Source organism: Bradyrhizobium tropiciagri (assembly GCF_018130505.1).
GTDB classification, from domain to species: Bacteria; Pseudomonadota; Alphaproteobacteria; order Rhizobiales; family Xanthobacteraceae; genus Bradyrhizobium; species Bradyrhizobium tropiciagri_B.
Map to the genome: position 1 here is coordinate 285,996 of NZ_JAFCKH010000005.1, position 12,861 is coordinate 298,856.

The window sequence follows — 12,861 nt, forward strand, 5'->3', positions numbered from 1 at the left end:
AGACAGGGGTAGCATGGTTCAGCGGGTTTCCACCGTCGCTTTCGAGGGGATCGAGGCCCGCGCGGTTGACGTGCAAGTGCAGGTCGCGCCGGGCCTGCCGGCCTTTGCCATCGTCGGCCTGCCGGACAAGGCGGTGTCCGAGGCGCGCGAGCGGGTGCGCTCGGCGCTGATCGCTTCCGGACTGGCGCTGCCGGCGCGCCGCATCACGGTCAATCTCGCGCCTGCCGACCTGCCCAAGGAGGGCAGCCATTACGACCTGCCGATCGCGCTCGGCCTGATGGCGGCGATCGGGGCGATCCCGCCGGATGCCCTCAATGGTTTCACCGTGCTCGGCGAGCTCGGGCTCGACGGCTCGATCGCGCCGGTGGCCGGCGTCCTGCCCGCCGCGATCGGCGCCAATTCGCGCGAGGAGGGACTGATCTGCCCGGCGGCCTGCGGCTCCGAGGCGGCGTGGGCCAGCCCGGACATCCAGATCATCGCCGCGAACTCGCTGATCCAGATCGCCAACCACTTCAAGGGGACGCAGGTGCTCTCGCGGCCGCAGCCGAAGGTGCACGAGGGCGAGCGCGCGGACGCGCTGCTCGATCTGCGCGACATCAAGGGCCAGGAGAGCGCCAAACGCGCGCTCGAGATCGCGGCCGCCGGCGGCCATCACCTCTTGATGATCGGCTCGCCCGGCGCCGGCAAATCGATGCTGGCGGCGCGGCTGCCCTCGATCCTGCCGCCGCTGTCGCCGTCGGAACTGCTGGAAGTCTCGATGATCGCTTCCGTCGCCGGCGAGATCCGCGACGGCGCGCTGACGGCGCGGCGCCCGTTCCGCAGCCCGCATCATTCCGCCAGCATGGCGGCGCTGACCGGCGGCGGCATGCGGGCCAAGCCCGGCGAGATCTCGCTCGCGCATCAGGGCGTGCTGTTCCTCGACGAGCTGCCCGAGTTCGATCCGCGTGTGCTGGATTCGCTGCGCCAGCCGCTGGAGAACGGCGAAGTCTCGGTGTCGCGCGCCAACCATCGCGTCACCTATCCGGCGCGCTTCATGCTGGTCGCGGCGATGAACCCGTGTCGCTGCGGCCATGCCTACGAGCCCGGCTATTCCTGCAAGCGCGGCCGGCTCGACCGCTGCACGTCGGACTACCAGATGCGGATCTCCGGTCCACTGATGGATCGCATTGACCTGCGGATCGAAGTGCCGGCCGTGACCGCGGCGGATCTGATCCTGCCGCCGCCGGCGGAGGGATCGGCCGAGGTCGCTGCCCGCGTCGCCGCGGCGCGCGACATCCAGCTTGCGCGCTATGCGGCCGCCGGCATGCCGCATGTCCGCACCAATGCCGAAGCGCCGAGCGCGCTGCTCGAAACCATCGCGCAGCCTGACGCACAAGGGCAGAAGCTGCTGCGCGAGGCCGCCGACAACATGCGCCTCACCGCGCGCGGCTATCACCGCGTGCTGCGGGTGGCGCGCACGCTGGCCGATCTCGACGGCGCCGAGACGATCGGCCGACTGCATCTCGCGGAAGCGCTGTCCTATCGTGCATTGGCCGACGATCTGCGCCGCGCTGCCTGATACAACGTGTTTTGGCGGTGCGAGCCCGCGCTCGCTGCGGAATTATTTCCGCGTCAACGCGACGGTAACCACTCTCATTTACGCTCCGCAAACCATAAGCCACGCGATCCGCGCAGGCTTGGGTGAGCGAGTGGTGTCATGTTGCGTTTCAAGATTCTGGCCTCGGTGGTCCCGCTCGCCGTGGCAGCCGTGTTTGCCCGCGTCGAATTCCTGCCCGGCGCCCGGCCCTGCATCGAGGTCGGCGGCGCCGCGCTGCAGATCGCGTCGATCCCCTGGTTCGCGCAGCTGCATGTCAGCTTCACCGACGATCCGCGCCTCGCCACGGTCCGGGTCCAGATCGCCGACAGCGTCGAAGCCGCCGACTTCACCGTGATCGACGACGTCGACGATGCCGAGGCCGGCGCCTGCGAGAGCAACACCGTGCCGCAGCTGATCGCGATCTCCAGCGACCGGTCGGCCAGTGACCCCGTGATCTACCTCTCGCATGACGGCCCGTCCGACTATCGCGTCTTCGTGCAGTCCAAGACCTTCTCGATCCGCGATGCCGCGGCCCTGATCGTCAGCGCCCGCGGTGGCCATCGCCGCGTCGAGGCCGCGTCGCTCTAGATCGAGCATGATCTTGTTCGGAAAACCACTTCGCACTTTTCCGGATCATCATGCTCCGCGATTAACCTTTCGCTAACCCTGTTCGCAAGGCAGCGCAAAAACGCCGCCTGCCTCAAGCACTTTGCAAGGTGGCCGACGCATCGTCAGCATCGGATCAGGCTATCTCGGGGTCACGATTGATGGGGCGTTTCTTCCGGATCAAGTTGCGCCTGCGCCGGTTCATGCGGCGCCATTCCTGGATCGCGACGATCATCCGTTCCTTCATGATCCTGTCCGCCACCTTCGGCGGCGCGTTCGGCTTCATCACGGCCGCGCTCTCGGACAAGAGCGGCTACAACCCCAACACATTCGCGATCGGGGTCAGCTTCCTGTTCGCGCTCGCCTGCCTCTGGATCGTGACGCTCGGCATCCGGATGCGGCTGCTGCGTCGCAAGCTGCGCACCATCGCCACCCACAATGAAGCGATGGCCGACCGCAACTGGGAACTGCAGGAAGCCCAGCAGCGCGCCAGCAGCCTGTTCGAGGCACAGGGCGATCTGATCGTGCTGCGCGACGAGAGCGGCCGCATCACCTACGCCAACGACGCCTATTGCGAGCTGGCGCAAACGCCACGCAGCGAGCTGGTCGGCAGCGCCGTCACGCTGCGGGTGCTCGAACAGGGCGCCGTTGCGCTCGAAGCCAACGGCACCCGCGTCTACGACCAGAAGATCGACGGGCCGCTCGGCCCGCGCTGGATCGCCTGGCGCGAGGGCCTGGTGCGCAACGACGCCGTCGAGGCGGCCGAGGTGCAATGCGTCGGCCGCGACGTCACCGATCGCACCGAGAGCGAGCGGGCGCTGACCGACGCACGCGATCAGGCCGACGCCGCCAACCGTGCCAAATCACGCTTCCTCGCGATGGCCAGCCACGAGATCCGCACGCCGCTGAACGGCATCATCGGCATGAGCGGGCTGTTGATGGACACCCAGCTGACGCCGGAGCAGACCACCTATGTCAAGGCGGTCAAGACCTCGGGCGATGCGCTGCTGGCGCTGATCGAGGAGCTGCTCGACTATTCCAAGATCGAAGCCGGCAAGATCGACCTCGAGCATCGCGCCTTCGCGCTGTCGGGCCTGGTCGAGGACATCACCGAACTGCTGGCGCCGCGCGCCCAGGCCAAGGGCATCGAGATCGCCGCCTATATCGACGAACAGCTGCCGATGCAGGTGATCGGCGACGCCGCGCGGCTGCGCCAGGTGCTGCTCAATCTCGCCGGCAACGCCATCAAGTTCACCACGACCGGTGGCGTCGCCCTGATCGTCGAGCCCGGCATCTGGCCCAACGAGATCAGCTTCCTGGTCCGCGACACCGGCATCGGCATCGCGCCGGAAGCGCAGCAGCGGATCTTCCGCGAGTTCGAGCAGGCCGACGAGCGGATCGCCCGCAACTATGGCGGCACCGGCCTCGGCCTTTCGATCAGCGACCGCATCGTCAAGCGAATGGGCGGCCGCATCGCGCTGGCGAGCACGCCGGGCGCCGGCTCAACCTTCGAAGTGTCGATCCCGCTGGCTGCGGCCGACACCGGCGAGGCCAACGGCTTCGCGGCACCCGATTTGTCCGAGCAATCGATCATGCTGGCCGCGCCGCACAGCATCGAGGTCTCGCTGATCGCGCGGCGGCTGCAGCGCTGGGGCGCGCAGACCAGCATCGTGTCCGATGCCGAGGTCGCCGCGGCACTGCTGCCGGAGCGCGGCTGGCACGCGGTGCTGATCGACCACGCGCTCGGCACCGCTGCGATGGAGACGCTTGCCGACGCCGCCCGCACCCATGCGGTTCATCGCATCGTGATGTTCACGCCGGCGACGCGGCAGGAGTTGCTGGCCTCCGTGAACTCCGGCTTCACCGGCTACCTGGTCAAGCCGCTGCGCGCGATCTCGCTTGCCGCGCGGCTGATCGCCTCACCCGAAGTCGCCGCGCCGAGCCTTGCCATCGACGCGATCGGCGAGCCCGCGCCCGCCGCGGCGTCGGCCGTCGCGGCGCCGGACAAGGGGCTCTCGATTCTGGTCGCCGAAGACAACGAGATCAACGCGCTGTTGATGCGCTCGCTGCTCAGTCGGCTCGGCCACAACGCGGTGGTCACCACCGACGGCGAGCAGGCGATGGAATCCTGGCTGTCGGCGCGATCGGCCGGCACGCCCTACGATCTCGTGCTGATGGACATCCAGATGCCGCGCCTCAACGGCATCGAGACCACCAAGCGCATCCGCGGCCACGAAGCCGGCCAGCCCGGCCGCCGCACCCCGATCCTGGCGCTGACCGCCAACACGCTGGTCGAGGACCGCTACGCCTGCTTCGAAGCCGGCATGGACGGCTTCCTGATCAAGCCGCTCGACCGCGAAAAGCTGGAAGAGGCGCTGACGGGCCTTGCCGCGGCAAGGCATATCGCGGCGTAGCGCGGCAGTTTCGCTATCGTCCCGGCGAAGGCCGGACCTCTCACCGAAGCTGCGCCGCACCCACAACTGTCATCGCCCGGCTCGACCGGGCGATCCAGTACGCCGCGGCTCATCGGCTCAAGCACTGCCGCCTCTGGAATACTGGATCACCCGGTCAAGCCGGGTGATGACACCGCGTTGTGTGGCGGGCGATGTGCCACACACGCGGGGACGACACCTGTTATGGGGTCCGTCGAGCGGTCCGGCTACAGCCGCCGCAGCGCCACCGACTGGACGACGTGGTCGGGGCCCTTCTTCAGGATCAGCGTCGCGCGCGGCCGGGTCGGCAGGATGTTGTCTTCGAGATTGGCGAGGTTGGTGCGCTCCCAGATCGCGATCGCGGTTGCGGTGGCTTCCTCGTCGGACAGCGGCGCGTAGCGGTGGAAGTAGGATCTCGGATCGGTGAACGCGGTGTCGCGCAATGTCAGGAAGCGCTTGATGTACCACTGCCGCAGCACGGCCTCATCGGCGTCGATATAGACCGAGAAGTCGAAGAAGTCGGAGACGAACGGCACCGCCTTGCCGTCGCGCGGCAACCGGCCGGCCTGCAGCACGTTGACGCCCTCGACGATCAGGATGTCGGGCTGGTCGATCTCGACCCATTTGTTGGGCACGATGTCGTAGGTCAGATGCGAGTAGACCGGCGCGCGCACGTGACGCCGTCCCGCCTTGATGTCGCTGAGGAACGACAGCAGCGTCGGCAGGTCGTAGCTTTCCGGAAAGCCCTTCTTCTGCATGATGCCCTGCCGCTCGAGCACGGCATTCGGAAACAGGAATCCGTCCGTCGTGATCAGGTCGACCTTGGGACGCGGCGACCAGCGCGCCAGCATCGCCTGCAGCACGCGTGCCGTGGTCGACTTGCCGACTGCGACCGAACCCGCGACGCCGACGATGTAGGGCATCTTGCGGTCGCGGATGTTGAGAAACTGGCGCTGCGAATAATACAGCCGCTGCGTCGCATCGACATAGATCGAGAGCAGGCGCGACAACGGGAGATAGATGTCCTCGACCTCCTGCAAATCGAGGCGGTCGTGCATCGAGCGCAGGCGGTCGAACTCGCCCGGCTCCAGCGTCATCGGCGTGTCGTCGCGCAGATGCGCCCATTGCTGGCGCGTGTAGATGCGGTACGGATTGTATTGCTGATCTGGTGCCCGGATATCCATGCGACGCCCCTTGATCAATCGCGCTTGCGCGACGCCTTCTCTTCCAGTCCGGACATCACGGTGCGCTTCTCCAGCGCCGCCTCGACATCCTCCAGCTTCACACCACGTGACTTCAGAAGAACCAGCAGGTGAAAAACGAGATCGGCGCTCTCTGCGATGAGGTGCTCGCGATCATTCTCGACCGCGGCGATCACCGTCTCGACCGCTTCCTCGCCCAGCTTCTTGGCGCAATGCTCCGCGCCCTTGTCGAGCAGCTTGCGGGTGTAGGACGTCTCACCGCCCGATGCGGCGCGAGCATCGATGGTGGCGGCCAGATCGTGGACCGTGAAACGCGACATCAACTCAACTCATACACGAACGCCGGCACCCGTCCCGGTGCCGCCCCAAGGGGGGAATTTAGCATTTCTGTCACAAGGAGTCCCATATCTCTGATTGCGCATGATTTCTCCCGAAGACCGGTCCCGCCCCGCGCCAACGCGGTCGTCCCGGTCGGATCATGCGCTACGGATCGATACGCATCGGCAGCCCGGCGCGCACCATGTGATCCTTGGCCTGGCGGATGGTGAATTCCCCGAAGTGGAAGATCGAGGCGGCCAGCACGCCGGTGGCATGACCCTCGCGGACGCCATCGACCAGATGGTCGAGATTGCCGACGCCGCCGGAGGCGATGACCGGTACGGGAACACTGTCCGCGATCGCCCGGGTCAGCGGCAGGTCGAAGCCCTGCCTGGTGCCGTCGCGGTCCATCGAGGTCAGCAGGATCTCGCCGGCGCCGAGCGCGACGACCTCCTGGGCGTATTCGATGGCGTCGATCCCGGTGGCATTACGTCCGCCATGGGTGAAGATCTCCCAGCGGTCCGAGCCGCCCGGACGCTTGACCCGCTTGGCGTCGATCGCCACAACGATGCATTGCTCGCCGAATTTCTCGGCCGCTTCCTTCACGAACTCGCGACGGCTGACGGCGGCGGAGTTGATCGAGACCTTGTCGGCGCCGGAGCGCAGCAGCGTCTTGATGTCGTCGACGGTGCGGACACCGCCGCCGACGGTCAGCGGCATGAAGCAGGCCTCCGCGGTCCGCCGCACCACGTCAAGGATGATGCCGCGGTTCTCATGGGTGGCGGTGATGTCGAGGAAAGTGAGCTCGTCGGCGCCGGCCGCGTCATAGGCGATCGCGGCCTCGACCGGATCGCCGGCATCGCGCAGGTCGACGAAGTTGACACCCTTGACCACGCGCCCGTCCTTGACGTCGAGACAGGGAATCACGCGAACCTTGAACATGTCCCCTCCCTAGGCCGCCGTACGGATCAGCTTGAGCGCCGCGGCCGGATCGAGCCGTCCGTCATAGAGCGCGCGGCCGACGATGGCGCCGGCAAGCTTCCTGGCACGCGGCTCCAGCAGCGCCTTGACGTCGTCGATCGAGGCGAAGCCGCCGGAGGCGATCACCGGGATCGAGATGCGGTCGGCGAGCGCGATGGTGGCATCGAGGTTGAGGCCCTTGAGCAGGCCGTCGCGGGCGATGTCGGTGAAGATGATCGCGGCAACGCCGGCATCCTCGAAGCGCTGGGCGATCTCGAGCGCGGTGACGTGCGAGGTCTCGGCCCAGCCCTCGACCGCGACATTGCCGTCGCGCGCATCTAATCCGACCGCGACGCGGCCGGGGAATTTCTTAGCCGCACCCTTCACGAGGTCAGGATCGCGCACCGCCGCGGTGCCGATGATCACGCGGGTGATGCCCTTGTCGAGCCAGGCCTCGATGGTCTTGAGATCGCGGATGCCGCCGCCGAGCTGCACCGGCATCTTGACGGCCTGCAGCATCGCCTCGACCGCCTGCGCGTTCATCGGCTTGCCGGCGAACGCGCCGTCGAGATCGACGACATGGAGATATTCGAAACCCTGCGCGGCGAAGGCGCGGGCCTGCGCCGCCGGATCGAGATTGAACACGGTGGCGCGCGCCATGTCGCCCTGCTCCAGGCGCACGCACTGGCCGTTCTTCAGATCAACCGCTGGAAAGAGAATCACGGCTTCCACTTCAAGAAATTCGAGATCAAAGCGAGGCCGAAGCGCTGGCTCTTCTCGGGGTGAAACTGGGTGCCAACAGCGGTGTCCTTGCCGACGATCGCGGTCACCGGCCCGCCATAGTCGGCGCGCGCCAGCACGTCCGCCTCGTTGGCGGCATTGAGGTGATAGGAGTGCACGAAATAGGCGTGACGGCCCTTCGGCCCGAGCGGCAGCCGCTCCAGCACCGGATGCTCGCGGATCGGATCCAGCGTGTTCCAGCCCATGTGCGGGACCTTCAGGTTCTCGTCACGCGGCACGATCTTCTCGACATCGCCGGCGATCCAGTCGAAGCCCTCGGTCGTGACATGTTCCTTGCCGCGCGTCGCCATCAGCTGCATGCCGACGCAGATGCCGAAGAACGGCCGCGCCTTGACGCGCACCGCCTCGGTGAGCGCCTCCAGCATGCCGTCCACCGCGTCGACGCCGCGGCGGCAATCGGCGAAGGCGCCGACACCGGGGAGCACGATGCGATCGGCGCGGTACACCGCGTCGGGATCGCGCGTCACCTTGATGGCTTGCGGATCCTCCATGCTGCGCGCAGCGCGCTCGAAAGCCTTGGCCGCCGAATGCAGATTGCCGGAGCCGTAATCGATGATTGCAACACTCATCGCGATCCTCCTGGCTCTGGAAACAATCCGATAATGCCGCCTTGCGGCAGCGGCGGGGCCTTTGAGAACGGCTGGCCCTGAACGTTCCGGGTCGGCGGCGGCGCGCCGCGATCGACCGATCCCTGATTATTGACGACGCCGCGATGCCGCGCCGTCCAGCGATCGAAGAAGCGGCGCTCGGCGGCCTCCTCGTCGTCGGCCACGACGATATCGAGCTGGCGCCATTTGCGCCGCGAAAGCGTCCAGCGCTGCAGGCTCGCCGCCTCGAAGCCGAGCAGCAGCATCAGCACCAGGTCGACCAGCAGGATCGCGCCGCGGGCGACGCCGAGCTTGGCGAGGGCGAAATCAATTACAAAGGTGAGGACGAGCCAGCCGATCAGCGCCAGCCAGAGCCGGTTCCAGGCGAGCCAGATCACGCCCGCGAGCGCGGCCCAGAAATGGAAGCCGTCGCGCACGAAGGTGAACTTGTCGGTCGCCGCAAGATCGGCACCGTTCCCCGTCGGGGCATGCACTGTGTAGATCGGCATCGAACTCTCCGCCGCGGATAGGTAAGGTCAACCGCCGAGCTGACCCTTGGTCGAGGGCACCTCGCCCTGGGCGCGCGGATCGATCGCGACAGCCGTCCGGAGCGCCCTTGCCAGACCCTTGAAACAGGATTCGGCGATATGATGGCTATTCTCGCCATATAGGGTCTCGACGTGGAGAGTCACGCCGGCGTTCATCGCAAAGGCGTTGAACCACTCGCGCACCAGCTCGGTGTCGAACTCGCCGATCTTGTCGCGCGGGAAGTCGGCCTTGAACACCAGCACCGGGCGGCCGGAAATGTCGATCACGATGCGGGTCAGCGTCTCGTCCATCGGCATGTGGATCGAGGCATAGCGGGTGATGCCGGCCATGTTGCCGAGCGCCTGCTTGACGGCCTGGCCGAGCGCAATGCCGACGTCCTCGGTGGTGTGGTGGTAATCGACATGGAGGTCGCCGTCGGCCTTCACCGCGATGTCGATGCGGGAATGCCGGGCCAGGAGATCGAGCATATGATCGAAGAAGCCGATCCCGGTCGAAACCGTGGATACGCCTGCCCCGTCGAGGTTGACCGTCACCTCGATGTCGGTCTCCTTGGTCTTGCGCTTGATGGTTGCGGTGCGCATGAAAATTGAGCTTTCTCGTGCCGAAACGCCGGTCTTTTAACAGGCGGATGTCACCTTCGCTACTGCGGGATGACGCCGAAAAGCCCGAACTTGTCGCCATGGTGACCAAAATGGCCCGATTGTAACCCCCTGCCGGACCGCCTAAATCTGCCCGGAAGAGAGGTAACCTATGCAAGCATCCCCAAATGAGCTGCCGGTCTGGCATGGCACCACGATCTGCACCGTCCGCAAGGGCGGCAAGGTGGTGATCGGCGGCGACGGGCAGGTCTCGATCGGCCAGACCGTGATCAAGGCCAATGCCAAGAAGGTCCGCCGGATCGGCAAGGGCGACGTGATCGGCGGCTTTGCCGGCGCCACCGCCGACGCCTTCACCCTGTTCGAGCGGCTGGAGAGCAAGCTGGAGCAATATCCGGGGCAATTGACCCGGGCGGCCGTCGAGCTCGCCAAGGACTGGCGCACCGACCGCTATCTGCGCCGGCTGGAGGCGATGATGATCGTCGCCGACAAGGACGTCTCCCTGGTGCTGACCGGCACCGGCGACGTGCTGGAGCCCGAATCCGGGGTGATGGCGATCGGCTCCGGCGGCAATTATGCGTTGGCCGCGGCGCGAGCGCTGGTCGACACCGACAAGGATGCCGAGACCATCGTGCGCCGGGCGCTCGATATCGCCGCCGATATCTGCGTCTACACCAACCGGAACGTGACGATCGAATCGATCGGCGGCTGAGCATGGCCGGCCCCTACCGCTTCCGCACGATGACGACAGCCGACCTGCCGGAGATCAAGCGCTGGTTGGCGCTGCCGCATGTCCGGGAATGGTGGGGCGATCCGGACGAGCAGTATGCCCTCGTCAGCGGCGATCTCGACGAGCCGGCGATGGACCAGTTCATCATCGAATTCGCCGGCAGGGATGTGGGCTACATCCAGTGCTACAGCCTGACGGCGTGGAATTCCGGCTTCGGCGAGCAGCCTGCGGGAACCCGCGGCATCGATCTCTTCATCGGCGAACCCGGCATGATCGAAGGCGGCCACGGCTCGGCCCTGATCCGGGCCTTTGCCGATGCACGGCTGGCCGAGGGCGCACCGCGTGTCGTCACCGATCCCGATCCGGCCAATCCGCGCGCGATCCGGGCTTACGAGAAGGCCGGCTTCGAACGCGCGCGCCTGGTCGAAACGCCTGACGGGACGGCACTGCTGATGGTGCGCGACGCATGACGCTGCTGCATGGCGAGGGCAAGGGCATTTCGGCGTGGCACTGGTTCGCGATCGCGGCCGCGCTGCTCGCGCTGCAGGCCTCGCTGCTCTACATGATGGGCCGCCTGCCGATCTGCGCCTGCGGCTATGTCAAGCTCTGGCATGGCAGCGTGCAGAGCTCGGAGAATTCGCAGCACATCGCCGACTGGTACACGTTCTCGCATGTGCTGCACGGCATGCTGTTCTACGGCCTGACGTTCCTCGCCCTGCCGCGGCTCGCCTGGCCCGGACGGCTGATCGCGGCGATGCTGATCGAGGGCGCCTGGGAGTTGGTCGAGAACTCCAATTTCATCATCGAGCGCTACCGCGCCGGCACCATCTCGCTGGATTATTACGGCGACACCATCGTCAACTCGTTGTCGGACACGCTGGCGATGGTGCTGGGCTTCCTGCTGGCGCGCAAGTTGCCGGTCGCGGCAACGGTCGCGCTCGGCGTCCTGTTCGAAATTATGCTGTTGCTCCACATCCGCGACAATCTGACCCTGAACATCATCATGCTGATCCACCCGTTCGAGGCGATCAAACAATGGCAGGCCGGGCCGCCTATTCTCTAGGCGCCAGGATGCCGCTTGCCGAGACCCGATTATCAACCTAGCTAGAGCCGATGACCGACTTCTCCCCCCGTGAAATTGTTTCCGAACTCGACCGCTTCATCGTCGGCCAGTCCGACGCCAAGCGCGCCGTGTCGATCGCGCTGCGCAACCGCTGGCGGCGGCTGCAGCTCTCAGGTTCCCTGCGCGAGGAAGTGCTGCCGAAGAACATCCTGATGATCGGCCCGACCGGCGTCGGCAAGACCGAGATCGCGCGGCGGCTCGCCAAGCTTGCCGGCGCGCCGTTCCTCAAGGTCGAGGCGACGAAGTTCACCGAGGTCGGCTATGTCGGCCGCGACGTCGAGCAGATCATCCGCGATCTCGTCGAGGTCGCGATCGCGCAGACCCGCGAGCGCAAGCGCAAGGACGTCCAGGCGCGCGCCCAGCTCGCCGCCGAGGAGCGCGTGCTCGACGCGCTGGTCGGCCCCGGATCGAGCCCGGCAACGCGCGAGTCGTTTCGCAAGAAGCTGCGCGCCGGCGAGCTCAACGACAAGGAAATCGAGATCGAGACGCAGTCGGGCGGCGGCGGCATGCCGATGTTCGAAATCCCCGGCATGCCCGGCGCCCAGATGGGCGCGATCTCGCTCGGCGACATCTTCGGCAAGATGGGCGGCCGCAGCAAGACGCGCCGCCTGACGGTGGAAGGCTCGCACGAGATCCTCGTCAACGAGGAATCCGACAAGCTGCTCGACACCGATCAGCTGGTGCAGGAGGCGATCAGCGCGGTCGAGAACAACGGCATCGTGTTTCTGGATGAAATCGACAAGATCTGCGTGCGCGAGAACCGTGCCGGCGGCGACGTCTCGCGCGAGGGCGTGCAGCGCGATCTGCTGCCGCTGATCGAGGGCACGACGGTGTCGACCAAGCACGGCGCCGTCAAAACCGACCACGTCCTGTTCATCGCCTCGGGCGCCTTCCACATCGCAAAGCCGTCGGACCTGTTGCCCGAGCTGCAGGGCCGTCTGCCGATCCGCGTCGAGCTGCAGGCGCTGACCCGCGACGACATGCGCAGGATCCTGACCGAGCCGGAAGCCTCACTGATCAAGCAGTATGTCGCGCTGATGCAGACCGAGGGCGTCACCCTCGACATCACCGATGGCGCCATCGACGCGCTGGCCGACATCGCAGTCGCCGTCAATTCGACGGTCGAGAACATCGGCGCCCGGCGGCTGCAGACCGTGATGGAGCGGGTGCTGGACGACATCTCCTTCACCGCCCCCGACCGCCACGGCGAGACCATCCAGGTCGATGCCGACTATGTGACGAAGCATGTCGGCGATCTCGCCAAGAACGCCGATCTCAGCCGGTTTATTTTGTAGCCACAGCAGCTAAAATCGTCGTCCCTGCGAAAGCAGGGACCCATAACCACCGGCGGCAATCGTTGAAGAGAATGGCAGCCCCAGCC

At 66.5% G+C, this 12,861-nt stretch carries 14 protein-coding genes; 7 read left to right on the forward strand and 7 right to left on the reverse strand.

What is annotated here, in order from left to right; translation table 11 throughout:
* The first annotated feature begins 13 nt into the window (after positions 1 to 13).
* The 3 genes from JQ633_RS14990 to JQ633_RS15000 all read left to right on the forward strand — a co-directional run bounded on the left by JQ633_RS14990 (position 14) and on the right by JQ633_RS15000 (position 4,596).
* On the forward strand, positions 14 to 1,558 hold the full coding sequence (locus JQ633_RS14990; RefSeq protein WP_211985806.1) for a YifB family Mg chelatase-like AAA ATPase: 1,545 nt from the start codon (positions 14 to 16) through the stop codon (positions 1,556 to 1,558).
* A 138-nt stretch (positions 1,559 to 1,696) separates the two neighbouring features.
* Positions 1,697 to 2,164 carry a hypothetical protein gene (locus JQ633_RS14995; RefSeq protein WP_211985807.1) on the forward strand — a complete coding sequence of 156 codons (468 nt, stop codon included), beginning with the start codon at positions 1,697 to 1,699 and terminating at the stop codon, positions 2,162 to 2,164.
* A gap of 179 nt (positions 2,165 to 2,343) precedes the next feature.
* Positions 2,344 to 4,596, forward strand: a complete 2,253-nt coding sequence (locus JQ633_RS15000; protein WP_211985808.1) for a response regulator — start codon at positions 2,344 to 2,346, stop codon at positions 4,594 to 4,596.
* Between the two features lie 245 nt (positions 4,597 to 4,841).
* Here JQ633_RS15000 and coaA read toward each other — a convergent pair whose 3' ends face one another.
* The 7 genes from coaA to hisB form a co-directional block, all read right to left on the reverse strand.
* Positions 4,842 to 5,798, reverse strand: a complete 957-nt coding sequence (coaA, locus tag JQ633_RS15005; RefSeq protein ID WP_211985809.1) for a type I pantothenate kinase — start codon at positions 5,796 to 5,798, stop codon at positions 4,842 to 4,844.
* A gap of 14 nt (positions 5,799 to 5,812) precedes the next feature.
* Positions 5,813 to 6,136 (reverse strand): phosphoribosyl-ATP diphosphatase, encoded by a 324-nt coding sequence (locus tag JQ633_RS15010; RefSeq protein WP_211985810.1) that lies wholly within the window; start codon positions 6,134 to 6,136, stop codon positions 5,813 to 5,815.
* A gap of 163 nt (positions 6,137 to 6,299) precedes the next feature.
* The gene (gene hisF, locus JQ633_RS15015) at positions 6,300 to 7,076 is read right to left on the reverse strand and encodes an imidazole glycerol phosphate synthase subunit HisF (RefSeq protein ID WP_211985811.1); all 777 of its coding nucleotides are present in this window, start codon (positions 7,074 to 7,076) and stop codon (positions 6,300 to 6,302) included.
* Positions 7,077 to 7,085: 9 nt separating this feature from the next.
* Positions 7,086 to 7,817: a 1-(5-phosphoribosyl)-5-[(5-phosphoribosylamino)methylideneamino]imidazole-4-carboxamide isomerase gene (gene hisA, locus JQ633_RS15020; RefSeq protein WP_211985812.1), complete on the reverse strand. Its 732-nt coding sequence runs from the start codon at positions 7,815 to 7,817 to the stop codon at positions 7,086 to 7,088.
* A complete protein-coding gene (gene hisH / locus JQ633_RS15025) occupies positions 7,814 to 8,464 on the reverse strand; it encodes an imidazole glycerol phosphate synthase subunit HisH (protein ID WP_211985813.1) in 651 nt (216 codons plus the stop codon). The genes hisA and hisH overlap by 4 nt, the downstream gene beginning before the upstream one ends.
* Positions 8,461 to 8,991: a DUF2628 domain-containing protein gene (locus tag JQ633_RS15030; protein ID WP_211985814.1), complete on the reverse strand. Its 531-nt coding sequence runs from the start codon at positions 8,989 to 8,991 to the stop codon at positions 8,461 to 8,463. The genes hisH and JQ633_RS15030 overlap by 4 nt, the downstream gene beginning before the upstream one ends.
* Before the next feature lie 27 nt (positions 8,992 to 9,018).
* Positions 9,019 to 9,612: an imidazoleglycerol-phosphate dehydratase HisB gene (gene hisB, locus JQ633_RS15035; protein ID WP_211985815.1), complete on the reverse strand. Its 594-nt coding sequence runs from the start codon at positions 9,610 to 9,612 to the stop codon at positions 9,019 to 9,021.
* 169 nt (positions 9,613 to 9,781) lie between these two features.
* Here hisB and hslV point away from each other — a divergent pair, with 169 nt between their 5' ends.
* From hslV to hslU, 4 genes are read left to right on the forward strand one after another with little or no spacing between them, the layout of a single operon-like run.
* A complete protein-coding gene (gene hslV, locus JQ633_RS15040) occupies positions 9,782 to 10,339 on the forward strand; it encodes an ATP-dependent protease subunit HslV (protein ID WP_211985816.1) in 558 nt (185 codons plus the stop codon).
* Positions 10,340 to 10,341: 2 nt separating this feature from the next.
* Complete coding sequence (locus tag JQ633_RS15045) at positions 10,342 to 10,827, forward strand: GNAT family N-acetyltransferase (RefSeq protein WP_211985817.1); 486 nt, start codon at positions 10,342 to 10,344, stop codon at positions 10,825 to 10,827.
* Positions 10,824 to 11,420 (forward strand): DUF2585 domain-containing protein, encoded by a 597-nt coding sequence (locus JQ633_RS15050; protein WP_211985818.1) that lies wholly within the window; start codon positions 10,824 to 10,826, stop codon positions 11,418 to 11,420. Before JQ633_RS15045 ends, JQ633_RS15050 begins: the two co-directional genes overlap by 4 nt.
* 50 nt (positions 11,421 to 11,470) lie before the next feature.
* A complete protein-coding gene (gene hslU, locus JQ633_RS15055; protein WP_211985819.1) occupies positions 11,471 to 12,775 on the forward strand; it encodes an ATP-dependent protease ATPase subunit HslU in 1,305 nt (434 codons plus the stop codon).
* The last annotated feature ends 86 nt before the right edge of the window (positions 12,776 to 12,861 follow it).